This is a genomic window from Spirillospora sp. CA-294931 (genome assembly GCF_050946795.1).
Taxonomy (GTDB): domain Bacteria; phylum Actinomycetota; class Actinomycetes; order Streptosporangiales; family Streptosporangiaceae; genus Spirillospora.
This window is the reverse complement of the sequence record NZ_CP192006.1, coordinates 9,175,772-9,200,514: the sequence shown is the minus strand read 5'-3', so window position 1 is coordinate 9,200,514 and position 24,743 is coordinate 9,175,772. Positions and strand designations below refer to the sequence as shown.

The following is a 24,743-nucleotide window of genomic DNA, read 5'->3' as shown; positions in this document are numbered from 1 at the left end:
GCGCAAGGTCCCCTCCCCAAACTCCGTCACCGGAGCACCTGACTGCCCAGCATTCCCCCGGGCGCGAACTGTCACGCTGGACGCTGCGGGCCCCGCGGGAGACTTACTCTCTCACGAGTTGTCCACAGAGTTGTCCACACGCTGTGTATGAACATGCGATCCCCTGTGCGGAATCCACAACGGGATTCGGTCAGGCGACCTTCAAGGGGTGGTCGGGGCCGGCCAAGGCGGCGGGTTCTGCGAGGAGGAGCTCCGGACGGGGCCCAACGGGGCGTCGCCGTGGAAGCGGGCTCGCCGGGAGACTCTAGCGCCGCCCCGGGAGCCTTCGCAACAGAACTCCCCACACCGGACGCCCCCTCGCAACCCGAGTTCCCCCGCCCCCCAAAACCCCCTCACAACCCGCGACAAGACCATCACAAGCCCACACCAAAACTGAACAACCCGCGGCCCCGAGTCCCCCACCCCCGGCCGCCAGCACCCGTGCCCTGCACACCCCACCCTCGCCATCTGAGCCCCGCCCCTCATACCCCGCACCCGAGCCCCGTCCCCGACAGCTGAGCCTCGCTCTACGTGAACAGGAGAACCGGCATTCGGGGGGCGGTGGCCCGGGGCTTGTGTCGCGGGACGGGTGCACAGCCAAGGGCGCTGGGCCAGGCTCCCGAGCGTGGCGGGACGGCCTGCCAGGGCGGGGTGAGGCGGCACTGAATGGCCGCTGGGTGAGTTCCCGCACTCGGGGGTGCGGTGGGGAAACTGAGTGGCGGGACGGAGAATCCCGCGTCAAGGGCGGGGACACTAGGGCCGGACGGGACGCTCGCGTCGGTGGAGAAGGGGCTTCGGGAGGGTTCGGCGGGCCCTACTCCGTTTGACCTCGTGGCCGGATAGCCCGTAACGTTCTGAGGTCGAGTCGCATCGACGGAGATGACGCGTGCCCGCCGTCTGGTGGGCCCCCGCTGCGGGGGACCAGACGCGGCCCTCGATGCGAGCTATCGCGCCTGATGACAATCCGACCGCAGCACTGGAGCCTCGAGTGAGCAAGCGTACTTTTCAGCCGAACAACCGTCGTCGCCACAAGAAGCACGGCTTCCGGCTGCGCATGCGCACCCGTGCGGGCCGCGCCGTTCTGACCTCGCGCCGCCGCAAGGGCCGCGCGCGCATCGCGGTCTGACCGATCTAACGCATGCTGCCGTCCGGACACCGGATGCGGCGGCGGGACGAGTTCACGCTGGCCGTCCGGCGCGGTCGACGCGCTGGACGGCCAACGCTCGTCGCGCACCTGCTCCGACAGGACGGCCAGTCGGCGCCACCGCTGGTCGGTTTCATCGTGGCGCGCACCGTCGGTAACGCCGTCGTTCGCAACCGTGTCCGGCGTCGGCTCCGGCATCTCACCCGGGCGTACCTGGACCGACTGCCGGAGGGTAGCCTGCTCGTAGTGCGCGCGAACCCCGCTGCGGGAACGGCGCGCCACGACGAACTGGCCGCGGATCTTGAGTCGGCGCTCGACCGGCTGTTGCGGCCCACGTCCAAGGGGCGGAGATGACGAGCCAGCCTGGGGGCACCACCCCCGCGCACCACGTGGCCCGGGGTACCAGCCCCGCGGCCCGCGTTCTGATGCTCCTCGTCCGCGCCTATCGCCGCTTCTTGAGCCCCCTGCTCGGACAGCAGTGTCGCTTCCAGCCCAGCTGCAGCGCGTACTCTCTGGAAGCCCTTCAGGTGCACGGAGCCCTACGGGGGACGTGGCTGACCGCGCGGCGGATCGGCCGGTGCCAACCCTTCCATCGCGGCGGCTACGACCCCGTACCACCCGCGAAGGGCGATGCCCCCTCCTCCACTTCGGGTCGCGCGGAGAGCGGCCCCGCCCTAGCAGAGCCCAAGGAGCTGCCCGGTGCTTGATTGGCTGTATGAGATCGTCGCCCAGCTGATCGTGTGGATCCACACGGGCCTCAGCACCGTTGTCCCCAAGGACAGCGGATGGGCCTGGGGCGGGACGATCATCCTGCTCACGGTTCTGCTGCGGCTGGCCATGGTCCCGCTGTTCGTGAAACAGATCCACGCGTCCAGGAAGATGCAGGAACTGGGCCCCGAGGTCCAGAAGCTGCGCAAAAAGTACAAGAACGATAAGCAGCGCCTCAACCAAGAGGTGATGAAGCTCTACCAGGAGAACGGCGCCAACCCGCTCTCGGGCTGCCTGCCGATCCTGGTCCAGATGCCGGTGTTCATCGGCCTCTTCCAGGTCCTGAAGAAGATCTCGGACGCGGACGAGGGCAAGGGCGTCTTCGCGATGACGGCCGACCTGGTCAAGAGCGCGCAGAAAGCCCCGATCTTCGGCGCGCACATCCCGGACACCTTCCTCAACGCCTGGGGCGCCGACGAGAAGAACTGGACCGCGCTCGCCATCACCGCGGTCGCCGTGGTCATCTCGTCCATCACGACGTTCTTCACCGTCCGGGCGAGCATGAAGCGCCAGCCCGTCACCGACGAGAACAACCCGATGATGCAGGCGCAGAAGATGATGGTCTTCCTCGCCCCGCTCTTCGGCCTCTTCGGCCTCGGCTTCCCGCTCGGTGTGCTCATGTACTGGGTGACGTCCAACAGTTGGACGCTCGTCCAGCAGCACTACATCTACTCCAAGTACCCGCCGATCGGCGCCGACACCAACGGCTCCGGGACCACCAAGGGCGCTCCGACCAAGAGCACGGGCACCAAGACCAAGCTCAAGAAGTCCACGGAGCCCGAACCCGAGCCGGAGCCCAAGCCCAAGGTCGTCCGGAACCAGCCGACCCGCAAGCCGCGCAGCAAGCGCAGCGGCAGCCCGAAGCGCTAGTTTGAACCCCAGTCCTTGTCGAAGAAGGAGATCCCGTTGAGCCAGACCGACACCACTGAGGTCGACGTCCAGGCGCTCGAGCAGGAAGGCGAGATCGCCGCCGACTACATCGAGGGTCTGCTGGACATCGGTGACTACGACGGCGACATCGACATGGACGTCGAGGGCGAGCGCGCCATGGTCGCGGTGGTCGGCGCCTCACTGGACGAACTGGTCGGCAAGCGCGGCGAGGTCCTGGAGGCCCTCCAGGAGCTGACCCGTCTGGCCGTCCACCGCCAGACCGGCAACCGCACCCGCCTGATGCTCGACATCGGCGGCTACCGCGAACGCCGGCGCGCCGAGCTCACCAAGCTCGGCCAGGACGTCGCCGACGAGGTCAAGCAGTCCAGCACCCCCAAGCCGCTGGCCCCGATGACCCCCTTCGAACGCAAGATCGTCCACGACGCCATCGCCGCCGCCGGCCTCCGCAGCGAGTCCGAAGGCGAAGAGCCCGAGCGCTACGTGGTCGTCTTCCCCGCCTGAACCGCACCACCCCCAGGCCCCGTCACCCTCCCAGGGTGCCGGGGCCGACCCATTTCCCAGCCGACGACCGTCACCCGCGCTCGGCTCCCCCCCCGCTGTTCCGGCGTCCACGCGCCGTCCAGGTCGGTCGAGGCGGTGCCCTTCCGTTCCAGGACGGTGGCCGTGGTCGAGCCGACGACTTTGACCCGCAGATGGTCGTCGGGGCCCGCCCATGTCGACTGCTCCCACCGCACAGCCCCGCGCTTGCCTGGATTCAGGCTCCAATGTCCGTGATCGAGCGCCCTGGTTCGAGCAGGCCTTCTCGGCGACGCACGCCCGGTCATTCTGGACGCGATCTGTCGAGCCTCTGCAACTCATGTGTGGAGGTCGCAGTGGGCGGACGAACGACAGCGGACAACTGCGACCCCATGATCGCCCCCCGGGTGGATATCACCTCGTCTCGGTGATCAGTTGCTGTTCGTCCGGCGGGAAGGGCTTGGGTCGCTGGTTCAGCTGGTCAGTCCTTCGGCGGTCTGCGTGAGGTGCTGGGTCAGTGCCTCGGCCGCGGCGTCGGCGTCGCGGGCCAGCGCGGTCTCCTCCAGCCGACGGTGCTCGCTGACCCCGTCCCGATCGGGGACGCGGAGCGACGACCAGCGCCGGGCCAGCTCGCTGGCGGTCCACAACCGATCGAACGTCTCCAGCAGGACGGGGTTTCCGCACCCGTCCAGCAGGGTGCGGTGAAAGACGCGGTGAGCCTCGGCCCAGGAATCGCTGTAGTACTCGCCGTCCTCGGGTAGGTAGGCGGGGGTGCGGGCCAGGCGGTGGTGTGCGGCGCGGACGCGGGTCTCCCATTCCAGATCACCGCGCTGGATCGACATGCGGAGCATGACCGGTTCGATCGTCCGACGGGCTTCGGCGATCTCCTGCCAGCGGCGGTCGGAGAAGGACGGGACGGCGAAGCCGCGGTTGGGCAGCCGGTCGGCCAGGCCCTCACCGACCACGCGCACGAGTGCTTCCCGGACGACGGCCAGGCTCACACCTTGCTGTTTGGCGAGGTCCTGGGGCTTGAGCGCATCACCGGGGGCGTAGTCACCGCGCATGATCGCTTCTCGCAGGTGTGTGTAGACCTGTTCGGAGAGCATCTGCTTGCCCTGTGCACCGGGGGCGGTCGGGACGGGGGAGGTCTGGGCCATGGCCCCATCGTAGACGATTCAGCGAATCATCGATTATTCGTGTTATGGTCGATCTATCGCGCTGAGATCGACGGGCGGTTCGCGTCGCGCGTCTCCGCCGTCGGCCACACCCACCGAGACCTCACAGCACGGCCTGAAAGGAACGACACGATGACCGCCAATAACCCCTTCGCTCGCCTCCCCGAGGCAGCCTCCTTTACCGTGACCAGCACCGTCGTCACCGACGGCGCAGCCTGGCAGCCCGAGCAGGTCTCCGCCGGCATCCCGGGTGGAAAGGATCTGTCTCCGCAGCTTTCCTGGAGTGGTGCCCCCGAAGGCACAAAGAGTTACGCCGTCACCGTCTACGACCCTGACGCCCCCACTGGCTCCGGGTTCTGGCATTGGGCGGTCGCGGACATTCCCGCCACCACCACCGAGCTGCCCGAGGGCGCAGGCGATGACACCGGTTCGGGTTTGCCCGAAGGCGCCTTCCAACTGCCCAACGACGCTCGCACGGCCCGTTTCCTCGGCGCCGCCCCGCCTGCCGGGCACGGCCCGCACCGCTACTTCATCGTGGTGCACGCCCTGGACGTCGAATCCATCGGCGTTCCCGCCGACGCCACCCCGGCCTACCTCGGCTTCACGATGTCCGGCCACATCCTCGGCCGCGCCGTCCTGACGGCTACCGCCGAAACCCCCGCCTGACCAGCACCAATCACGATGGCCCTCGACCACGATCACGGGCGAGGGCCATCCTCGCCGAGGCAACGCGCGAGGTGACCGGCACCACGCGCCGCCGCGGAGAACTCCACAAGCGCAGGACCAACCCCGGGTACCCGATCCAGGCCAGCGCTGGCACCACAACTAGGCGCCCATCCCCAAGCCACACCCCATCCCGCGCGGCGCTCTGATCCCGCGCCCCTCCAAAGCGATCTCACACGCCACGCTCTAGGCTCGCCCAGCGCGCAAACCAAACCTGCCTCTGCCGAGCAGCGAAGCCGATGCCCTGGAAGCCAAGGCCACCGAAATCCCGGCCCTGCGCACGTCCCGCGCGCGGCGCCCTGCACCCTGGCCGCTTCGCCGAGGGACGGTGTCTGCTCCCGCCCGCCGCGCGCTGCCTGCCCGACGCACGATGCGGAGTGGTTCCTCGGACACCCGCCGGACGCTTCAGTTATCCACAGATCAAGGGACGGCTTTCGCTGGCGTCCGTGGACGAGCATGGTGGACGGACGAGAAAGGACGGGCCAACCTCATGATCGACTACGCCAGCCACGGTGGATCCCAGCCGAACAGCGTCCGCGACCTCGTTTGGCTCAGCATCCCCTGGGCTTTCCCCAGACACAGTCTTCGCGACTCACCCCGCAGACCTGGAGCCATCGCCCCGGGAGAACAGCGCCCGGATGAATCATCCCCACATCCGCCCGCACCGTCCGCCAGCCGCGGGATCGCGATCGGCTCCGCCTCACCAGTGCGCCGCGTGGGCAGGGCGGCCGCCGTCTGCGGGACTCCCCCGGGAGCACACGGCCGCGTCGGCAACGCGGCGCGTCCAACGTGATGAACGCCCCGCACCGAACGTCCTGCCAGCACCAGCCTCCGACCTGGGCAACGAACAAGGGAGCGAGAAGCACGGCCCAGCACAGGGCAAGTCAGCACGACGGGGCCCAACTGGGACGGCGTACAAGCACCCACTCAGCTCTCGCGCAGGTCCCTGGAAGGAGCCGACGCCACGGCTTCACATCCCGCGAAGCCCACCCACCACCCCAGCAAACCTGCCATCACTTAAGGTCCACGGCCGCCCACCAACCACAGTGATGGACGGCCGCCTGCAGTCCGCTCAGATACGGCGTTCGTGCGGGGCCCGCGGCCGGGCGCCGGAGCGATTGGAACGCGCGGGGTCCTGGGCGTATGCGGGGTTCTGAGCCTCGGCCGGGTCTTGGGCCGAATGGGACGTTGACGATGTGTGGAGGTCTTCGCCCGGCTGGACGGGGTGTTCCACGATGCGTTCGACGCGCTCAGTGCCACCCCCTGCCACGGGACGTTCGATGACGCGCTCCTCATGGACCACCGTCTCGCCCTGAGGCGGCTCATCCACATAGCCGGGGTCGACGCCGGACATCACGCTCGCGCGGCGGCGCGGCCGCGTGTATTTGAGGGTGAATGCCATGCTGATCAGCCCGATCAGAATCAGAATCATTCCGACCATCTGGATGTCCACGCCGCTCAGATCGATGCGGAGGGCGAAAGCGAGGATCGCCCCGAGGGCGATCATGGCCAAACTGACTCCGATACCCATGGTTCGGAGCCTCCTTCCGGGGGCGGACGGTCACTGGTCCACGCTGTACCCGGAGGGCGGCGAATATGCATGGAGGCTCGTGGGGAAAGGGGTGATGAAGCTCTGTACGTGCACGTCGCGTGTGTGTCTTGGGCGCTACATGTGGAACGATTCGGATGGTGGGGATCGCACAAGAGGTATTCGGTGACGCGCTGCCGACCGCGGAACGCTACGCGGACTTTCTCGCCGACGCCGGTGTCGAGCGCGGGCTGATCGGGCCTCGGGAGGTCGACCGCCTCTGGGAGCGGCACCTGATCAACTGCGCGGTGGTGGCGGAGGTCATCCCTGAGAAGGCCCACGTCGTGGACATCGGTTCGGGCGCCGGCTTGCCGGGCGTCGTCCTGGCCATCGTCCGGCCCGACCTCACCGTCACCCTCCTCGAACCCCTCCTGCGCAGGACGGTCTTCCTCAACGAGTGCGTCGACATGCTCGGGCTGGAGAACGTCCAGGTACATCGTGGGCGCGCCGAGGACGTCGTCGATGAGTTCGCCGTGGACGTTGCCACCGCCCGCGCCGTCGCACCCCTTGAGCGACTGGCCAAATGGGCGCTGCCCCTGCTGCGTCCCGGAGGCGAACTCCTCGCGCTCAAGGGCGAGCGCGCCGCCACCGAACTCGACGAGGCATTGCCCACCCTCAAGCGCTTCGGGGTGCGTACGACCGAACTGCTGCAAGTCGGGCACGGTAGGGTCGATCCGCCGACAACGCTTGTCCGTGTGGTCGCCGAACGCGCTCAGGGCCGGGACACCGGCCGGGGTCGACCGTCCGGAAAGGGCCGCGCAAAAGGGTCGAGGAAGAGGTCTTCATGAGCACGGGACCAGGACTGGGCTGGCCTGACCGCGCCGACGAACCCCCCGAAGAGCCAGCCACCGAGCCGGTGGAGGCCGAGGACGCGGCCGGTCTGGGATGGCCCGACCGGGACGAGGCCGAGGGCGAGACGACGCCTGCCGCGTCCGCGCCGGAGGACAAGGGGACGCCTCCCTCCGGCCACGCCATGTGGGGAAACACGACGTCCGGGACCGCGGACAACGTCGGCTACGTCCCGACCAACAGCGGACAGCAGTCGACACCGCGCAAGGGACCATCTCAGGGGGAGTCAGAACTCGTGCGCGAGGCGCTCAAGGACGCGAAGGTTTCACATGAAACCGCGGTGAACGCTCTCAAGGTCATGTCGGGCCGACGGGAGAAGGAATGGCCCAGGCCCGCCGACTGCCGCATCATCACGATCGCCAACCAGAAGGGCGGCGTGGGCAAGACGACCACGTCCGTGAACCTGGCGGCCTCGCTCGCGATGCACGGCGCCCAGGTGCTGGTCGTCGACCTCGACCCGCAGGGCAACGCCTCGACAGCGCTCGGCGTGGAGCACCACGCGGAGATTCCCTCGATCTACGAGGTCCTGATCGAAGACCTGCCGCTGGACGACATCGTCGTCCCGGCACCCGACATCCCGAACCTCTTCTGCGCCCCGGCGAACCTGAACCTCGCCGGCGCCGAGATCGAACTCGTCTCCAAGGTCGCCCGAGAATCACGCCTTCGCCGGTCGCTCGACGCCTACGACACCGACAAGTTCGACTACGTCCTGATCGACTGCCCGCCGTCCCTGGGCCTGCTGACCGTCAACGCCCTGGTCGGTGGCGACGAGCTGCTGATCCCGATCCAGTGCGAGTATTACGCCCTCGAAGGGCTCGGCCAGCTGATTCGCACGGTCGATCTCGTCAAGGCGCACCTCAACCCGGATCTCAAGGTCTCCACCATCCTTCTCACGATGTACGACGCGCGCACCCGCCTGGCCGCCCAGGTGGCGGACGACGTGCGGAACCACTTCGGCGACGTCGTTCTCAACACCGTTATCCCCCGGAGCGTCCGGGTATCTGAGGCCCCCAGCTACGGGCAGTCCGTCATGACCTACGACCCCGGCTCCAGCGGGGCGCTCGCCTACAGCGAGGCCGCATCCGAGATGGCCCACCGCGGTGGACCGGGAGTGTCCAAGTGAGCCAGCAGCGACGCGGACTCGGCAAGGGCCTCGGGGCGCTTCTCCCGCCGGCACCTCCCGCCGCTTCCCCTACGAACGACTCGGACGGCACCAACTCCGCCGAGGCCGGGACGTCCCTGTACCGCGAAATGCAGCCCGTCGCCGGAGCGCATTTCGCCGAGGTCCCCGTCCTCTCGATTCGCCCCAACCCTCGGCAGCCACGCGAGCACTTCGACGAGGACGCCCTCAGCGAGCTGGCCGAGTCCATCGGCATCGTCGGCCTGCTCCAGCCCATCGTCGTCCGCAAGGTCTACGACGAGGAGCACGACTACGAGCTCGTCATGGGCGAGCGCCGCTGGCGCGCCGCCCAGGTCGCCGGACTGGACGTCATCCCGTCCATCGTCCGCAACACCAGCGATGACGACATGCTCCGCGACGCGCTCCTGGAGAACCTCCACCGCCAGCAGCTCAACGCGCTGGAAGAAGCGGCCGCCTACCAGCAACTGCTGGAGGACTTCGGCGCCACCCACGAGCAACTCGCCAGCAAGATCGGACGCTCCCGCCCGCACATCACCAACACGCTGCGCCTGCTGAACCTCCCGCCTGGAGTCCAACGCCGCGTAGCCGCAGGCGTCCTCAGCGCCGGCCACGCCCGCGCCCTCCTCTCCCTGGAGAGCACCGACGCCCAGGAGCACCTGGCCGCCCGCATCGTCCAGGAGGGCCTCTCCGTCCGCGCGGTCGAAGAGATCATCGCCATGCGCGAGGCGGAAGAGGGCCCCAAGGCTCCCCGCCAGGGCCGCCGCAAGAAGCCGGTCGCCCCAGCCCTCAAGCAACTGGCGGACCGCCTCTCCGACCGCTACGAAACCCGCGTCCGCGTAGACCTGGGCCGCAACAAGGGCAAGATCGTCGTGGAGTTCGCCTCCCTGGAAGACCTGGACCGCATCATCAAGTCCATGGCCCCAGACGACGACTTGGGCACCCCAAACCGCGACCAGTAACCCCACCCAGAGACCGCCCCGGAGCCCAAAAGCCCCGGGGCGCACTCATTTCCCCAGAACCCCAAGCCTGCCAGTCCCGCCCGACCGCACGGACGCCCCCTCCACCAAGCCCTCCCAGTTCCGAGGGCGCACGGACATCTGTCCGCCAAGACCTCCAGCGCTCCGGGCGCACGGACGCGCGTCCACAAAGGCGTCTAGCCCCCGGGCATAAGACGTCAGCCTCCGGGCGTACGGACGTTCGTCCGCCGCGACGTCCGGCTTCCGCGGGCGTGGACGCTCGTCCGCCAAGCCCTCCAGCCTCCTGCGCGCGCAGACTCCCGTCCGCCACGCCGTCAGCCCCCCGGGCGTATGGATGTCCGTCCGCCATGACGTCCGGCTTCCGCGGGCGTGGACGCTCGTCCGCCAAGCCCTTCAGCTCCCGCGCGCAGACTCCCATCCGCCAAGGTCTCCCCCCGCGCGCACAGGCGTCCGTCCGCCGCGACGTCCGGCTTCCGCGGGCGTGGACGCTCGTCCGCCAAGCCCTTCAGCTCCCGCGCGCGCAGACTCCCGTCCGCCAAGACGTCAGCCCCCCGGGCGTATGGATGTCCGTCCGCCATGACGTCCGGCTTCCGCGGGCGTGGACGCTCGTCCGCCAAGCCCTTCAGCTCCCGCGCGCAGACTCCCATCCGCCAAGGTCTCCCCCCGCGCGCACAGGCGTCCGTCCGCCGCGACGTCCGGCTTCCGCGGGCGTGGACGCTCGTCCGCCAAGCCCTTCAGCTCCCGCGCGCGCAGACTCCCGTCCGCCAAGGTCTCCCCCCGCGCGCACAGGCGTCCGTCCGCCGCGACGTCCGGCTTCCGCGGGCGTGGACGCTCGTCCGCCAAGCCCTTCAGCTCCCGCGCGCGCAGACTCCCGTCCGCCAAGGTCTCCCCCCGCGCGCACAGGCGTCCGTCCGCCGCGACGTCCGGCTTCCGCGGGCGTGGACGCTCGTCCGCCAAGCCCTTCAGCTCCCGCGCGCAGACTCCCGTCCGCCAAGGTCTCCCCCCGCGCGCACAGGCGCGCGTCCACCAAGACGTCCAGCACCCGGGCGCACGGACGCAGGGACGCACAAGACGCGTCCAACCGCAAAAATCCCCTTTGCGCCCTCGCTCGTCCCAGGTTCAAGGGCCGGAGCACCACGCAGTCCCCAGCGGAAGTCAGCTCTCAACGAAACGATCAACCTAGGCCCCCGAGGACCTCTCCTCTCCCACGGCCGGACACAGGGAGATCGCACATCGGCCAAGGCTTCCAGGGGACGTCCAAATCCCCACACCAGCCAGCCCGACGCCTCTGCGGTTGCGACCACGCCGCAAGGTCTGAGTGATCTACGCCCTGACGGTGACGGCCGCGCGGCCGAACCCGCCGGGTTCGGCTAAGGATGCGCTGCCCTATCTGAACGCCGAGATCGCGGGGTTTGATGGCCCGGTGAGTGAGGCGGCGTTACGGCCGTCCGGCAGGCGGCCGCTTCCTGATTCGGCTGCCACACGAGGGAGATCCCGGAGCTTCTCGTTCCTTCCGTCCTTCTCCCCAGCAGCGGAGGGCGGCGAGTGGCGTGGACTTGGGAGCACGGCGGCACACGATGACCACGATTAGGGGGCAGGCGGACGCCTCCGCTGACGCGACACCCGAAAGCAGCTCCCCTGGACACGCCGTAGGCGCATCGAACCACCCCACGCCTCCACTGAAGAACACAAACTCAGCTAGCAAATGCGGGGACGCCCGCCCTTCCGCCGAGTGGCGTAACCGGGCAACCACCGGAGTCTGCTCTGCCTCCAAGCAGTCAAGCCCGACTGAACTCGCGCGCTCTCGAACGAACTCCGGACTGATGCAACATTGCCCACTCGGCTAGCCGGAGATGGTGCCTCAAGCACTCAAGAACGCACAGCGAAGAGGGGAGGGCAACCGTCCATCCTCTTGATGAATTCGCCCCGTCCCCGCTTTCCCTGGTTCGAACCAACAGAGAGGCGCCCGCTCAGGACTGCCAGCGCTGCGAGCCATGTTTCACGCGAAACCGTACGAGGCGATCGCCGTTGAGGCACCGGATCTGGCAGGGTCACGCCTCATTCGCCCAGGCATCGCTGTCCGCTAGGTCGTACCCGTCCACGTCTGGGCCCGACGTTGACCCGGGAGCTTTGGTCACCGAAGCGAAGCCAAACGAAATCGAACCCTCGGCCGCGATGGGCCTGTGGAGGCGGTTGATCGCCACTTCCCCATGCGGGGCGTTCCGTACGTGCTGGGTTCTGGCGAGCCCTCTGCGAACGGCGAAATGCTGGGAGCCGGGTGCCACCTGAGTCCAGGTCTTCGAGTCGGTGCAAGGTGGGGCGACGCGGTCGGCTGCCTGGCGCAGACCTTGTGCATCGACTCGAGGATCCCTGTGCCCATTCGCGGGCGGTGGGCGCGTACAAGGTCCTCAGTGGTGGAGACCAGACAGGACGATCCGCGGATCGGTCAGTACCCGCCGCCCGAATGAGCAGACGATCGCTATGGAGACGGGCTCACGCCACCAAAGACCTACCTCATCCGGCGGCGACGGGCGCAGTCTGCCCTGTCGATGGCCGCGACGCTCATGGTCGACCACGCGAGCGACTAAACCAATGCGCGCGTCGCCCATTCAGCAGCCAGCGCGTCCCTCCCAGCGGTGGGCGCCCCATCCTTCAGAGAGGCTGATGGTCCGACGAAGACCACTCGGCTTGCCGAATCCCCAGCCCGGCGACCTCAGAGTCAGGGCGATTCTCTCGGAGTCCTGCGGCCAGCAGCCCTGCGGCGAGCATTCCCACCGCCAGCATGGCCACCACCAAGGCGTGCTCCCCAGCCTTCAATCGACGCAGCAGCCTTGTCGAATGTCCACAACGATAGCCATAACTGGTTCCTGTCGCCGCTAGTCCGCTTCGGCGAGGTGGCTAGCCACGATCGATAGGGCGCATCGCCGCCTGGGCGCGCTCTCTGGGGCCGCCAATTGCCGGGCTTGCCCTTGTTTGGGCGCCGACCCCGGAAGGTTTCACGGGAAACCTAGGCTGATGCGGCGTTGTCGGAGTCTGAGCTGGGTGCGGAGTTTCGCTCAGTGCCCGCGAGCCAGTTCCCGCTGTTCGTGCTGGTGCTGGGGATGTTTCACGGGAAACGGGGTGGGTTTCACGTGAAGCGGTGGTGGAGGAGGTTCTGGCAGACCGTGGCGAGGGTGAGGTTGGCGGCGGTTATGGCGCGGGGGAGGAGGCTGGTCTCCGTCATGCCGGGGGCGACGTTGACTTCCAAGAAGTGGGGTTCGCCGGTGGGGGTGACGATGAGGTCGGTGCGGGAGAGGTCGCGGAGGTTGAGCGCGCGGTGGGCGGTCACGGCGGCGGCCGTGGCGCGGGCGGTGGCTTCGGGGGTCAGGCGGGCCGGGGTGATGAACTCGGTGTCGCCGGCGTTGTAGCGGGCGGTGTAGTCGTAGCGGCCGCCGGGGGCGACGATCTCCACTGCGGGGAGCGCGTGGGGCTCGCCGTCGCGTTCGATGACGCTGACGGCGACCTCGGTGCCTTCGATGTACTGCTCGACCAGGGCGGTGTCGCCGTAGGCGAAGCAGGCGACCATGGCGGACGGGAGTTCGTGGGCCTCGTGGACGACGGAGCTGCCGAGGGCGGAGCCGCCTCGGGTGGGCTTGACGAAGAGGGGAAGGCCCAGGCGCTTGACGATCCAGTCGAGGACGCTCGCGGCGCCCAGGTCGTGAAAGAGTTCCTTCGGGAGCGCGACCGAGTCGGGAGTCAGGAGCCCGGCCTGGCGGACCACCGCCTTGGCGGACGGCTTGTCCCAGGAGATCCGGCAGGCGTCGGGGCGGGCGCCGACGTACGGGATGCCGATGAGCTCCAGGACGTCGCGGATGGAGCCGTCCTCCCCCGCTGCGCCGTGCAGCACGGGGAAAACGACGTCCGGGGGATCGTTCGCCAGCGCGTCCAGGAGCGTGGCGTCGGCGTCCCGGAGTTCCACGGAGATGTCGAGCGAGCGCAGGGCCTCGGCGACCCGTCGGCCGGAGCGAAGGGAGACCTCCCGTTCGTAGGAGAGGCCTCCCGCGAGGACGACGACGTGCCCCAGTTCCAAAGCGATGCCCTTCAGACGACGTGAGGGCCGGGTGCTTCCACGCCGTTCGGGATGCTGCTCCCGGCTCCTCCGAAAGTGTCCCGCAGTCGGATCTCCTGTTCCACGACCCCTGCGAGACGGCGGACGCCTTCGCGGATGCGGTGCGGTTCGGGGAAGCAGTACGACAGGCGCATCTGGCGTCGGCCGGAACCGTCGGCGTAGAAGCCGGTGCCGGGGACGTAGGCCACGCGCTCGGCGATCGCGCGGGGAGCCATGGCCTTGGAGTCAAGGCCCTCGGGAAGCGTGAGCCAGACGAAGAAGCCACCGGCGGGACGCGTCCACGTGCAACCGCCCGGCATCTGCGTTTCCAGGGCGTCCAGCATGGCGTCGCGGCGTTCGCGGTAGAGCTCGCGGAAGTTCTTGATCTGCTCGCGCCACGGCTGGGTGTTGAGGTACTCGCGGACGGCGAGCTGGGAGAAGTTCGAGGGGCACAGGGTCGCCGACTCGGCGGCCAGGACGAGCTTGGCGCGGACGGCATGGGGCGCCAGCACCCAGCCGACCCTCAGACCGGACGCGATGGTCTTGGAGAACGAGCCGAGGTAGATCACGCGCTCGGGGTCGTCCGCCCGCATGGCGCGCATGGGGTCGCCGTCGAGGAGCCCGTACGGGTTGTCCTCGATGATCAGGACGTCGTGCTCGGCGCAGATCTCAAGGATCTGCGAGCGGCGGGCGGCCGTGAGGGTGACGCCGGCAGGGTTCTGGAAGGTGGGCACGGTGTAGAGGAACTTGACCCGCCGTCCCTCGCGGGCGAGGCGATCGAGCGTTTCGCGCAGCGCGGCCGGGATGAGCCCGCCCTCGTCGAGGGGAACGTGCACGACGTCCGCCTGATAAGACGCGAACGTGCCGAGCGCACCGACGTAGGACGGCGCCTCGGCGAGGATCACGTCGCCCGGGTCAATGAAGATTTTCGTGATGAGGTCGAGTGCCTGCTGGGCGCCGACCGTCACGACAACGTCCTCCGCGCTCGCCCGGATGCCTTCGAGGGCCATCACCTCGCAGATGCGCTCGCGCAGCTCGGCGTCCCCCTGCGCCGACCCGTACTGCAGGACCTCGGCGCCTCTCCCCGCGACCAGATCGCCGATCATGTCGCCGACGATGTCCAGGGGGAGGGCCGACACGTAGGGCGCGCCCCCGGCGAGCGAGACGATCTCGGGACGGCTGACCACGGCGAACAGGGCGCGGATCTCGGAGGGGACCATTCCGGCGGCACGGGCGGCGTAGCGGTCGGTGTAGGCATCGGTCCGCGCGTGCTGCTCCATCGGCCCTCCAAGGCTCGTAATGTCCTGCAAAATACGCCATCCCCCAGATGGCGCCGGGATGCGCCCCGTACGTTTCCCCGTCCCGCGATCGTCGCCACGCTGCTGCGACCGGTCCGAATCCCTGTCAGATACGATGCCCGAGGGTCCCGGAACGTTGCCGGGAATTTCCGCGAAGTGGCGCTCCGCACGAGATCCCCGTACCGAACACGCTCGTCCAACCGGCTCATGTCCAGCGCGCCACGAAGGTCCAGGGCCGGACCGGACGGGACTTTAGGGGGCCGAACCGGTGTCGCGTCGTCTCGTCAACATCACGCTGGACAATCTGAGCGATCTCCCCCACCGCTGCCGTCGGTGCGTCTTCTGGGAGCTCGACCCCGTCAGCGGCGACCGCGCCGTCGAGGCCGGAGCCCCCGAACTGGAGAAGGAAGCGTGGATCTCGTCCACGCTCCTGGAGTGGGGCAGCTGCGGAAAGATCGTCTACGTGGACGACGTCCCAGCAGGTTTCGTGATGTACGCGCCGCCCCTGTACGTCCCGCGCTCGGTGGCCTTCCCCACAAGCCCCGTGAGCGCAGACGCCGTTCTGCTGATGACCGCTCACATCGTCCCCGAATTCGCCGGGGGCGGGCTGGGACGCATGCTGGTTCAGGGCGTCGCGAAGGACCTTAACCGCCGCGCCGTAAAGGCCATCGAGGCGTTCGGAGACCTCAAGGGCGAGGAGGGCGGCTGCATGGTGCCCGCCGACTACCTCCTGTCCGTCGGCTTCAAGACCGTCCGGCCCCACCACCGCTACCCGCGCCTGCGCCTCGAGCTCAAGTCCGCCCTGTCGTGGCGTGAGGATGTCGAGGTCGCCCTAGAACGTCTGCTTGGCTCCATGACCCCAGAGGGCGCCCTCCGTCCCGTCTAAGCCCTTCTCAGCCCCCGGGGGAAGCGGCGGAGGTGCCGTGCGGCGCGCTGAGGCCGGCGAACGACGTCGAAGGGACGGTTCGCTCGAAACGTCCAGCGTCTCTAGGTGGCCTTGCGTGCGGGCCGATGGACGGGACGCGGCAGCCTTGAGTCCGCGGAGACACGCCACCCCTCTCCGCGTCCCCAATCGATTGCACGGCAGCGCGTCCCCACCGCGTCCAGCTCCGGAGGCTCGCCGTAGATCGCTCGCCCAAGGTGTGGGCGTAGGGCGGCGGCGAGGTGTGACTCGCCCCCGGGGACCAGGCGGCTGTGGTATCCGTCAGCCCTGCCGATTGCGCTGGGGCAGCACCCTCAGAGGCTTCTGCAGCGGCCGGGCCGATGAGTTCTGGGTGGCTTGCTGGTCTGACTCTGTGAGAAACGGAAACGAGCGAAAGGAGGCCGCCTGTGACGACGGTCTACACCGCGGCGAGCATGTCGCTGGACGGATACATCGCCGGGCCGGACGAGACGGGCTTCGAGCATCTCTTCAAGTGGTACAGCGATGGCGAGGTCACGGTCGAGACCACCGACCCCGAGCTCACCATGCAGATGTCTCCGGCGAATGCGGAGTTCTTCCGCATGATCATGGAGACGACGGGGGCGCTGGTCGTGGGGCGTCGCCTCTTTGACTTCACCAAGGGGTGGGGCGGCCGGCACCCTCTGGGCCGCACCACGGTGGTGCTCACGCACAGCGTCCCGGACGGCTGGGAGCGCGAAGGCGAGAACTTCGTGTTCGTGAGTGAGGGAATCGAGGCCGCCGTGGCCAGGGCTCGCGAGCTGGCGGACGGCAAGGACGTCGGGCTCAACGGCGGCATGATCGCCTCGCAGGCCCTGGACGCCGGCCTGCTCGAAGAGGTCAGGGTCAGCCTGGTTCCTGTGCTTTTGGGAGCCGGGACGCCCTTCTTCAGCCAGCTGAAGCTGGCGCCGCGCGTCCTGGAAGGCCCGGCGGACGTGCGCGAGAGCAGCGCCGCCACTCACCTGACCTATCGCGTGACCAGTTCCTGAGCCGCCGACGTCGTCTCGCACATCGCGGCTTGGGCATGCGGTTGGGCCAGCGCGTGTCCCGATGACGTGCATTGATGGGCCCCGAGCGGGCGGGCTGGCGGCAGGGTGGGGTGTAGGAGCGCTGCCGTGAGTTGGTTGGCGGCTCGCTGGCCTGGGATGCCATTGAACGCAATGGGGGCGGGGATCTGCTGCCCACGTCCTTAAGTACGTGTCCGCCGGGCTCATTGTCAGCGTTTCGGGACAGCGGGGTCGCGTGCGCTGGGTGATCTGAACACGTCGGAAGCGTGTGTTGTGGCCGGTGGGACGTATCGGAAGAGGGGTGCGACGTCCGCCAAGCGTCCCGGTTAGGGGTCTGGTGCTGTGGACGGGACGGGACGCGGGCCCACCAGGGATGGGTGAGGCCCCGTCCCTGGTGGGGCGGGGCCTCGGTGTGGGGCTTTAGACGAACTCGGCCAGGTCTCTGAGGAGGGCGGCCTTGGGCTTGGCGCCCATGATCTGCTTGACGACCTCGCCGTTCTTGTAGACGTTCAGCGTCGGGATCTGCATGACGTTGTACGAGGCGGGGACCTTGGGGTTCTCGTCGATGTTCATCTTGACGATCTCGAGCTTGTCCCCGTGCTCCTTGGAGATCTCCTCAAGGATGGGGCCGACCATCCGGCAGGGGCCGCACCACTCCGCCCAGAAGTCGACCAGGACGGGCTTGTCGCTCTTGAGAACCTCGGCTTCGAAGTCGGCGTCGGTCACGGCTTTCATGCGCTCTCCTTGTGGTTCTTTCCCCCGGCGGCGGTGGGCCCGCCGCCCTTGCTCTCAGCCCTGGACGGACAGTTCCGAAGCGTCCTGCGGGACGGTCTCGGCGATGCCCTGGTCCGCGAGCCACCGCTCGGCGTCCATGGCGGCGGAGCAGCCGCTGGCGGCCGCGGTGATGGCTTGACGGTAGATGTGGTCGACCACGTCGCCGGAGGCGAACACGCCGGGGATCTTCGTCCTGGTGGTCGGAGCGTCGACGAGAAGATACCCGTCGGCGTCGGCGTCGAGCTGGCCGGTGAACAGTTCGCTGCGCGGGTCGTGGCCGATGGCGATGAACAGGCCGGTGACGTCCAGGCGGCTGTCAGCGCCGGTGCGGGTGTCGCGGACCTGGACGCCGGTAACCCGATCGTCGCCGTGAACCTCGACGACCTCGCTGTTCCACAGGAACTTGATCTTCTCGTTGGCGAAGGCGCGGTCCTGCATGATCTTGCTGGCGCGCAGTTCGTCCCGGCGGTGGATCACCGTGACGCTGCGGGCGAACTTGGTGAGGAAGGTCGCCTCCTCCATGGCGGTGTCGCCGCCGCCGACCACGGCGATGTCCTGGTCGCGGAAGAAGAAGCCGTCGCAGGTGGCGCACCAGGAGACGCCGCGTCCCGACAGGCGCTTCTCGTTCTCCAGGCCCAGCTCGCGGTAGCCGGAACCCGTCGCGATGATCACGGCGCGGGCGTAGTAGACGTCGCCGTCGACCTTCACGACCTTGGGGTCGGCGTTGAGGTCCACCTCGGTGACGTCGTCGGTGATGAGCTCGGCACCGAAGCGCTCGGCCTGCTTGCGCAGCCCGTCCATCAGGTCGGGGCCCATGATCCCGTCGGGGAACCCGGGGAAGTTCTCGACGTCGGTGGTGTTCATCAGGGCGCCGCCGGCGGTCACCGAGCCCTCGAACACCAGGGGCTTGAGATCGCCGCGGGCCGCGTAGATCGCGGCCGTGTAGCCCGCGGGTCCCGAGCCGATGATGATGACGTTGCGGACGTCGTCGCTCACTGTCTGTGCCTCTCCTCGTTCGCCTTCGGTGCCAGACGACTTCTCGTGGCCGCCTGCTGTGCGCCTCCGGCACGACCCGGCCTGCCAGTCGCGTCAACCGATACTAGAGCCCGGTGATTCCCGTGCGGCCCTGTCGCGCCCGTAAGCTGGCCGCATGGCGAAGATCCTCCTGCTGCACTCGATGTACGGGCTGCGTCCGGCCGTCCACCTGGCGGCGGATCGGCTGCGTGCGGAAGGTCACGAAGTGCACGTTCCGGACCTCTATGACGGACGTGTCGCCGACGTCCCCGAGGACGGGATCGCGATCAAGGAGGAGATCGGACGTGAGGAACTTCTCAAGCGCGCCGTGACCGCGGCGGCCCCGATCTCGGACGACGGCCTGGTGTACGCGGGGTTCTCCCTCGGGGGCGCACTGGCCCAGACCCTGGCCCTCGCGGACGCCAAGGCCCGAGGCCTGCTCCTGATGCACGGGACGTCCGACCTGGCCGACGACGCGTCCACCGAACTGCCGGTGCAACTCCACGTCGCCGACCCCGACACCTACGAGCCCGTCGACTGGCAGAACGCCTGGTACCTGCGGATGCGCAGGGCCGGAGCCGACGTCGAGGTCTTCCGCTACCCGGGAGCCGGACACCTCTTCACCGACCCCGACCTCCCCGACCACGACGCCGAGGCCGCCGAACGCGCCTGGAACATCGCGACGGACTTCGTCAGCTCCCTGTGAGCCCACGACAGCGGCCTTCGAACTGGCCGCTGTCCTCGCTGCACCACCACCTCATCCGGATGAAGGGGCGGGGGTGCGGGCGGCTGAGGGCTGGGGTATGTGGGTCTGGGGCCGGCCCCCAGGTGGGGGCCGGGCCGAGGTTACTTGGTGGAGCCTTGGACCAGGATGTGGGGGTTCGTGGCGGAGCAGGCGGGGCCGACCACCACGATGTCCCAGACGCCCGGCTCGGTTGAGTTCAGGGCGATGATAGTGGCGGGACTGCCCTCGAACCTGGCGCGGTCGACCAGGGCGGGGGCGCGGCCTCCGGCGACCTTGCGGACGCATTCGGAGAGGCGGCGGTCGGCGGGGGTGGCGTCGAGCTTGAGCTCGTTGCCCTTGCCCAGCAGCCGGTCGACCTGGGTTCCGAGGTCGGACCTGCGGTAGTCGATGCCGGTCTTGGTGACCGGCACACCGGAGGTCGGGGGCGCTCCGGCGCCCTCCGAGGGTGCGATCTGGGGGCGTACCGAGCGGGTCGAGGGAGCGGTCTTGGCGGCCCCCTCGTTGCTGGAGTCCGCCTGCGCCGACCTGCTGCGCGCGGGCGCAGATGACTGGTGGTCGCTGCTGGACGACCCGTCCAGGGCCGCCTTGCCGACCACGGCTCCGCCGCCGAGCACGACGATCGTCGCCGCGGCGGCCGAGAGAATCCGCCAATGCCGCCTGCCGCGCCGTTGTTCCAGGCTCACCACGGTGGCGCTGTTCAGCGATTCCTCCGCGATGGCGGAATCGATGCGCGAGGCCAGCTCGGCGGGCATGGACGGTACGGGGGCCTCCGCCAGGATCCGGGAGACGTCCGCAAGGTCGGCGGAGCGGTCCCGGCATTCGGCGCAGGTGTCGAGGTGCGCGTTGACGGAGGCGGCCGTGTCGTCCTCGAGCAGACCTTCGGCCAGGTCGGCCAGAGTGTCGTAGTCAAGGTGTGCGGGGTTCATTTGGGCATGCCACCTCCTTCCACACCTCCGACGTTCTTGCTGTCCTTTCGGTTCCGGTGGTGGACGAGAAGTGGTGCGAGCCTCGCGCGGCCTCGTGCGCAGCGGCTCTTGATCGTCCCCGCTGGGACCTCCAGGACCTGGGCGGCGTCGTCGACCGAGTACCCCATCATGTCGACCAGGATCAGCGCCGCACGCTGCTCGAACGGCAGCTGGGCCAGGGCCTGGTGGACGTCGAGCGCGACGCCGTGGGAGTCGGTGGGGTCGGGCATCTTGGGCGCGACGGCGTCGAAGGTGGCCTCGTCGCCCATCGGCGTGGCCGGCCGGACGGACTTGCGGCGGATCCGGTCGAGGCAGGCGTTGACGACGATCCGGTGCAGCCAGGTGGTGACGGCCGCGTCGCCGCGGAAGCGTTCGGCGGCGCGGAAGGCCGACAGGCAGGCGTCCTGGAGGGCGTCGGCGGCCTCTTCCTGGTCGCCGAGGGTGCGGACGGCCACGGCCCACATCCGGTCGCGGTGGCGGTGCACCAGCTGGCCGAAGGCGTGCGGGTCACCCTGGGCGTGCCGGGCGAGCAGCTCCTTGTCGGGCACCTCGTCCACGCGCCGCGTGCTGACCGACGTCATGGACGCCCGCTCTCGCGGCCTGGGCTGCCTGCTCGGGTCGTCACCGGGATTCCTGAAGGGAGGGGACATTCTGCTCACACGCACGATACCGACAAGCGCCGCCCCACGTCACAGCCCAGATCCCCCACCGTGCTCCATCCGCAGCGAACTCGTTACCGTGAGGTACCCCGGTGCTAGCCGGGCGAGCCGTACACCGCGATCTCGCTGAGCTTGCCCTTGCGGGACATGGGGAGCTTGGTATACCAGACCAGGACATAACGCCCCCGCGCCTGGGAGGTGATGTTGATCGTGGTCTCGCCCGTGACGGTGGACTGGGATTCGACCGGCCGCATGGCCGCGTGGCTCGACGTGTCGCCGATCTTGATCTGGATGATGCCGCCGCCCTCGGGGCTGAACACCTTGACGTTCGACAACTTCATGGGACGGCCCAGGTCGAGGACGGCGCCCAGGCCCTTGGTGAGACGGCCGAAGTCGGTGTCGTTGTAGCTCTGCGTGCTCCACGTCCTGCCGGCCGTGCGTCCGTCCGTGAGGGCCTGGAGGTTGTTCTGGATGGCGGCGTCGGGGTGATTGCCTCGCGGGTCTTCGGCGGCGATGACGTTCTGGACCTTGAGCCTGCCGACGAGCGGCTTGGTCGGCTTGGGCTTGTTGCCCGGGTCGGTGACGCCGGACTTGCCGGAGCCCTTCGGGTCGTCCTCGTCACTGGCCAGGGCCCAGGCGCCGAGGCCGACGATCACCGTGAGGGCGGCCGCGGCCACGCCGAGCAGGGCGCGGTTGCCGCCACCCCGCGGCTTTGTCGGCGCCGCGGGGGCGGTGTCGACGGTGGTCTGGTGGCGGACGGTCTGCTGCTGCTCCTGAGGACGCCGCTGCGGGGCGGCGGCCGGACGCTGCTGTGGCTGCTGCGGGGCGGGCCGGGGAGGCGCGGGAGGAGGGGAGCCCAGACCGGCGAAGAGCGGGAGCGGCGTTCTCGGGACGCCGCGCAGCGCGGTGGAGAACTCGGCCGGGGTCGTGAGGGGATCGTGCTGGGTGATGCCGAGGGCGCGGCAGACGATGGCGTCGACGGCGTAGGAGATGCCGGGACGGATCTGGCGCGGCCCCTGGAGGGAGCCGTCGTCGCCGGTGGGAGCCGCGGGGAGACCCGAGCGCTTGGGGTCGCCGGGCCAGTGGGCGGTGAGGGCGGCGTAGAGCATGGCGCCCAGGCCGCGGACGTCCTGCGCCGCGGTGTCGTCGGCGCCGGCGTCGTTCAGGACGGCGTCGGTGGCGACACCGAGGAGCTTGACGGTGCCGCCGGTCGTCCAGACCAGGTCGCGGGGCGACAGGCACAGGTGGGACAGGCCCGCGTTGTGGGCGGCGGTGACGGCCTCGGACGCCTCGTAGAGCAGGGTGGTGGCGCGGCCCGGTTCGAGGGGCTGCTTGCCGAGCATCTGCTCCAGCGTCTCGCCCTGGACCCACTCGCTGACGACATAGGCGCTCTCGCCGGTGTCGTCGGCGTCGAAGACCTGGGTGACGCGGGGATCGGTGAGCCTGCTGGCGGCCCGGGCGGAGGTGACGACCTCGCTGACGCGGGGGAAGCCGGGTTCGAAGGTCCGGACGGCCACGGCGCGAGCCAGGATCTCGTCGATGGCCTTCCAGAGAGAGGAGCCGCCCGAGTCGCTGATGCGCTCTTCCAGGCGGTAGCGTCCGGCGAGGCGCGTGCCGGGCTCGATGACTGACGTGCTCACGGCAACGTCCTGCGCAGGTGGTCAGATCCCATGTTCGTGGCGTGGCAGCTTACGCCTCCGACCCTCCTCTTTTGCGTTCCCCAGGGTGTCGCCCCGCAAGCCGTAGTCCCCCACATGGTAGTGGCTACTCCGTTCGGAAGGTGCCTTATCGCCGCGCGTCCTGTCTTCTTTGCCTCGCTTTACCGTCGCCCTCCGGGAAGTCGTCCGGCCACCATGGAGATCATGGACTGGACCTCGCCGACCCGCAGGAGCTTGGCGAACAGCAGGTAGAGCAGGCCGCCGCCGGCGCTGCCGACCGCCAGGCTCAGCAGACCCGACAGCGTCCCGGCACCGATCCAGGCGTCCAGGATCGCGTGGGTCGCGTAGGCGAAACCGATCAGCGGCCACAGCGCGACGGCCAGCTTGAGGTAGGTGGTGAAGACGCGGCGCCCGTCCATCCCGCCGAGGCGGCGGCGCAGGACCATCCAGCCGAGGGCGGCGCCGACGGTCTGGGCGAGCGCGAACCCGCCCGCGATACCGACGATGATCTTGTCGGTGGGCAGGATCTTGTAGGCCGTGACGGCCATCGCGACGTTGGTGGCGACCACGCCGACGCTGATGAACGTGGGGGTCCGAGTGTCCTGCATCGCGTAGAAGACGCGGAGCATGAGCTGGTAGGCGGCGAACGGGACGAGCGCGATCGCGAACAGCTGGAGCACCTGCGCGATGACCTGGGCGTTGTCGACGCTGGTCTGGCCGTGGGCGAACAGGACGACGGCGATGTCCTGGCCGAGCAGGGCCATCAGCCCCGCCGCGGGCAGGATGATCACGGTGCAGAGCCGCAGCCCGTTGGAGAAGTCGTCGCGGACCTCCTGGAGGCGTCCGCCCGCGGCGTGCTCGCTCATCCGGGGCAGCAACGCCGTGATCACCGAGACGCCGATGATCGCGTACGGGAGCTGGAACAGCTGGTAGGCGTTGAAGTAGGGCGTGTAACCGACGTCGCCCAGGTCTTCCTCGCGTCCCATGACGCCCGCGGCGTTGGCCAGGCGGGTGGTCACCGCGAACCCGACCTGGGTGATCACCACGTAGGACAGCGACCAGATCGCCATCGAGCCGATCCGGCCCAGCTCGCCCTTGCGGAAGTCGAGGCGGGGACGCCAGCGGAAACCCGAACCGCGCAGCGACGGCCACAGCGCCAGCGTCTGGAGGGCCATGCCGCCGATCGTGCCGCCCGCCAGCAGCATGATCTGGCCGTCGGTGATGTTCTCGGGCCCGACCCTGCCGGTGCTGACCACGATGAACGCGGCGGCGGTGCAGCAGATGACGATGTTGTTCAGCACCGGCGCCCACATGGGCGCGCCGAACCGTTTGCGGGTGTTGAGGATCGCGCCCGCGAACGCGCTGACGCCCAGGAAGAAGATCTGGACGGCGAACAGCCGCGCGAACAGCACGGCCAGGTCGCGCTGGTCGCCGTCCATCGCGTCGCCGTAGATGGAGATGAACACCGGGCCGAGCGCCACGGCGGCGGCGGTCATGGCCGCCAGCCCGAGGACGGCCAGCGTGAACAGGCGCTGCTCGTACTTCGCCCCGTATTCGGGGTTCTCCTCCCGGGCCCGGACGATCAGCGGCACCACGACGGCGGTGAGGATGCCGCCCAGGAGCAGGTCGTAGACGATGAACGGCACCGTGTTGGCGGTGTTGTAGGCGTCGGCGAGCGCGCCGGTGCCGAGCGCGGCGACCAGCATCGCGGTGCGCAGGAACCCGGTGATGCGGGACGCCAGCGTCCCGATCGCCATGATCGCGCCGGAGCGCAGGATCGCGGAC

22 protein-coding genes are annotated in these 24,743 nt (G+C 69.1%); 12 read left to right on the top strand and 10 right to left on the bottom strand.

What is annotated here, in order from left to right:
* Positions 1-1,027: 1,027 nt before the first annotated feature.
* Genes rpmH through ACQPY4_RS41760 form a run of 5 tightly spaced genes read left to right on the top strand, consistent with a single transcriptional unit; the run spans position 1,028 to position 3,343 of the window.
* The gene (gene rpmH / locus ACQPY4_RS41780; RefSeq protein WP_433330989.1) at positions 1,028-1,165 is read left to right on the top strand and encodes a 50S ribosomal protein L34; all 138 of its coding nucleotides are present in this window, start codon (positions 1,028-1,030) and stop codon (positions 1,163-1,165) included.
* 12 nt (positions 1,166-1,177) lie between these two features.
* Complete coding sequence (gene rnpA / locus ACQPY4_RS41775; protein ID WP_433330987.1) at positions 1,178-1,537, top strand: ribonuclease P protein component; 360 nt, start codon at positions 1,178-1,180, stop codon at positions 1,535-1,537.
* Entirely contained in the window at positions 1,534-1,890 is a 357-nt protein-coding gene (yidD, locus tag ACQPY4_RS41770) for a membrane protein insertion efficiency factor YidD (RefSeq protein WP_433330985.1), read from the top strand. Before rnpA ends, yidD begins: the two co-directional genes overlap by 4 nt.
* On the top strand, positions 1,883-2,821 hold the full coding sequence (gene yidC, locus ACQPY4_RS41765; RefSeq protein ID WP_433330983.1) for a membrane protein insertase YidC: 939 nt from the start codon (positions 1,883-1,885) through the stop codon (positions 2,819-2,821). The genes yidD and yidC overlap by 8 nt, the downstream gene beginning before the upstream one ends.
* Before the next feature lie 36 nt (positions 2,822-2,857).
* On the top strand, positions 2,858-3,343 hold the full coding sequence (locus ACQPY4_RS41760) for a protein jag (RefSeq protein ID WP_433330981.1): 486 nt from the start codon (positions 2,858-2,860) through the stop codon (positions 3,341-3,343).
* 488 nt (positions 3,344-3,831) lie between these two features.
* Here ACQPY4_RS41760 and ACQPY4_RS41755 read toward each other — a convergent pair whose 3' ends face one another.
* Entirely contained in the window at positions 3,832-4,515 is a 684-nt protein-coding gene (locus ACQPY4_RS41755; RefSeq protein WP_433330979.1) for a GntR family transcriptional regulator, read from the bottom strand.
* A 150-nt stretch (positions 4,516-4,665) separates the two neighbouring features.
* On the opposite strand from ACQPY4_RS41755, the gene ACQPY4_RS41750 reads away from it, so the two are divergent.
* A complete protein-coding gene (locus ACQPY4_RS41750; RefSeq protein WP_433330977.1) occupies positions 4,666-5,199 on the top strand; it encodes a YbhB/YbcL family Raf kinase inhibitor-like protein in 534 nt (177 codons plus the stop codon).
* A 1,129-nt stretch (positions 5,200-6,328) separates the two neighbouring features.
* Here the strand turns inward: ACQPY4_RS41750 and ACQPY4_RS41745 are convergent.
* Positions 6,329-6,787 (bottom strand): DUF6458 family protein, encoded by a 459-nt coding sequence (locus tag ACQPY4_RS41745; protein ID WP_433330975.1) that lies wholly within the window; start codon positions 6,785-6,787, stop codon positions 6,329-6,331.
* A 158-nt stretch (positions 6,788-6,945) separates the two neighbouring features.
* On the opposite strand from ACQPY4_RS41745, the gene rsmG reads away from it, so the two are divergent.
* From rsmG to ACQPY4_RS41730, 3 genes are all read left to right on the top strand, one after another.
* The gene (rsmG, locus tag ACQPY4_RS41740; protein ID WP_433330973.1) at positions 6,946-7,632 is read left to right on the top strand and encodes a 16S rRNA (guanine(527)-N(7))-methyltransferase RsmG; all 687 of its coding nucleotides are present in this window, start codon (positions 6,946-6,948) and stop codon (positions 7,630-7,632) included.
* 359 nt (positions 7,633-7,991) lie between these two features.
* Positions 7,992-8,816: a ParA family protein gene (locus tag ACQPY4_RS41735; RefSeq protein WP_433339232.1), complete on the top strand. Its 825-nt coding sequence runs from the start codon at positions 7,992-7,994 to the stop codon at positions 8,814-8,816.
* Positions 8,813-9,793, top strand: coding sequence for a ParB/RepB/Spo0J family partition protein (locus tag ACQPY4_RS41730; RefSeq protein WP_433330971.1), 981 nt, complete (start codon positions 8,813-8,815; stop codon positions 9,791-9,793). The genes ACQPY4_RS41735 and ACQPY4_RS41730 overlap by 4 nt, the downstream gene beginning before the upstream one ends.
* A gap of 3,145 nt (positions 9,794-12,938) precedes the next feature.
* Here ACQPY4_RS41730 and ACQPY4_RS41725 read toward each other — a convergent pair.
* On the bottom strand, positions 12,939-13,880 hold the full coding sequence (locus ACQPY4_RS41725; protein ID WP_433330969.1) for a D-alanine--D-alanine ligase family protein: 942 nt from the start codon (positions 13,878-13,880) through the stop codon (positions 12,939-12,941).
* An 11-nt stretch (positions 13,881-13,891) separates the two neighbouring features.
* Entirely contained in the window at positions 13,892-15,178 is a 1,287-nt protein-coding gene (locus ACQPY4_RS41720; protein WP_433330967.1) for a PLP-dependent aminotransferase family protein, read from the bottom strand.
* A gap of 286 nt (positions 15,179-15,464) precedes the next feature.
* On the opposite strand from ACQPY4_RS41720, the gene ACQPY4_RS41715 reads away from it, so the two are divergent.
* Positions 15,465-16,082, top strand: coding sequence for a GNAT family N-acetyltransferase (locus ACQPY4_RS41715; protein WP_433330965.1), 618 nt, complete (start codon positions 15,465-15,467; stop codon positions 16,080-16,082).
* A gap of 443 nt (positions 16,083-16,525) precedes the next feature.
* Positions 16,526-17,125 (top strand): dihydrofolate reductase family protein, encoded by a 600-nt coding sequence (locus ACQPY4_RS41710; RefSeq protein ID WP_433330963.1) that lies wholly within the window; start codon positions 16,526-16,528, stop codon positions 17,123-17,125.
* A 438-nt stretch (positions 17,126-17,563) separates the two neighbouring features.
* Here the strand turns inward: ACQPY4_RS41710 and trxA are convergent, their stop codons facing one another.
* Together trxA and trxB are read right to left on the bottom strand one after the other, a co-directional pair.
* Positions 17,564-17,878 (bottom strand): thioredoxin, encoded by a 315-nt coding sequence (gene trxA / locus ACQPY4_RS41705; protein WP_433330961.1) that lies wholly within the window; start codon positions 17,876-17,878, stop codon positions 17,564-17,566.
* A gap of 54 nt (positions 17,879-17,932) precedes the next feature.
* Positions 17,933-18,913, bottom strand: a complete 981-nt coding sequence (gene trxB, locus ACQPY4_RS41700; protein WP_433330959.1) for a thioredoxin-disulfide reductase — start codon at positions 18,911-18,913, stop codon at positions 17,933-17,935.
* A 154-nt stretch (positions 18,914-19,067) separates the two neighbouring features.
* On the opposite strand from trxB, the gene ACQPY4_RS41695 reads away from it, so the two are divergent.
* Complete coding sequence (locus ACQPY4_RS41695) at positions 19,068-19,637, top strand: dienelactone hydrolase family protein (protein WP_433330957.1); 570 nt, start codon at positions 19,068-19,070, stop codon at positions 19,635-19,637.
* A gap of 140 nt (positions 19,638-19,777) precedes the next feature.
* Here ACQPY4_RS41695 and ACQPY4_RS41690 read toward each other — a convergent pair whose 3' ends face one another.
* From ACQPY4_RS41690 to murJ, 4 genes are all read right to left on the bottom strand, one after another.
* On the bottom strand, positions 19,778-20,602 hold the full coding sequence (locus tag ACQPY4_RS41690) for an anti-sigma factor family protein (RefSeq protein ID WP_433330955.1): 825 nt from the start codon (positions 20,600-20,602) through the stop codon (positions 19,778-19,780).
* On the bottom strand, positions 20,599-21,222 hold the full coding sequence (gene sigM / locus ACQPY4_RS41685; RefSeq protein WP_433330953.1) for an RNA polymerase sigma factor SigM: 624 nt from the start codon (positions 21,220-21,222) through the stop codon (positions 20,599-20,601). The genes ACQPY4_RS41690 and sigM overlap by 4 nt, the downstream gene beginning before the upstream one ends.
* Positions 21,223-21,395: 173 nt before the next feature.
* Positions 21,396-22,940: a protein kinase family protein gene (locus tag ACQPY4_RS41680; RefSeq protein ID WP_433330951.1), complete on the bottom strand. Its 1,545-nt coding sequence runs from the start codon at positions 22,938-22,940 to the stop codon at positions 21,396-21,398.
* A gap of 179 nt (positions 22,941-23,119) precedes the next feature.
* Positions 23,120-24,715: a murein biosynthesis integral membrane protein MurJ gene (murJ, locus tag ACQPY4_RS41675; protein ID WP_433330949.1), complete on the bottom strand. Its 1,596-nt coding sequence runs from the start codon at positions 24,713-24,715 to the stop codon at positions 23,120-23,122.
* Positions 24,716-24,743 lie beyond the last annotated feature (28 nt).

Bases quoted from the DNA above. Each gene is read 5' to 3' on its own strand.
- rnpA (WP_433330987.1), top strand. From the start codon at position 1,178: ATGCTGCCGTCCGGACACCGGATGCGGCGGCGGGACGAGTTCACGCTG.
- yidD (WP_433330985.1), top strand. From the start codon at position 1,534: ATGACGAGCCAGCCTGGGGGCACCACCCCCGCGCACCACGTGGCCCGG.
- ACQPY4_RS41755 (WP_433330979.1), bottom strand. From the start codon at position 4,515: ATGGCCCAGACCTCCCCCGTCCCGACCGCCCCCGGTGCACAGGGCAAG.
- ACQPY4_RS41750 (WP_433330977.1), top strand. From the start codon at position 4,666: ATGACCGCCAATAACCCCTTCGCTCGCCTCCCCGAGGCAGCCTCCTTT.
- ACQPY4_RS41745 (WP_433330975.1), bottom strand. From the start codon at position 6,787: ATGGGTATCGGAGTCAGTTTGGCCATGATCGCCCTCGGGGCGATCCTC.
- ACQPY4_RS41735 (WP_433339232.1), top strand. From the start codon at position 7,992: ATGTCGGGCCGACGGGAGAAGGAATGGCCCAGGCCCGCCGACTGCCGC.
- ACQPY4_RS41720 (WP_433330967.1), bottom strand. From the start codon at position 15,178: ATGGAGCAGCACGCGCGGACCGATGCCTACACCGACCGCTACGCCGCC.
- trxA (WP_433330961.1), bottom strand. From the start codon at position 17,878: ATGAAAGCCGTGACCGACGCCGACTTCGAAGCCGAGGTTCTCAAGAGC.
- ACQPY4_RS41695 (WP_433330957.1), top strand. From the start codon at position 19,068: ATGGCGAAGATCCTCCTGCTGCACTCGATGTACGGGCTGCGTCCGGCC.
- ACQPY4_RS41690 (WP_433330955.1), bottom strand. From the start codon at position 20,602: ATGAACCCCGCACACCTTGACTACGACACTCTGGCCGACCTGGCCGAA.
- sigM (WP_433330953.1), bottom strand. From the start codon at position 21,222: ATGACGTCGGTCAGCACGCGGCGCGTGGACGAGGTGCCCGACAAGGAG.
- murJ (WP_433330949.1), bottom strand. From the start codon at position 24,715: ATGGCGATCGGGACGCTGGCGTCCCGCATCACCGGGTTCCTGCGCACC.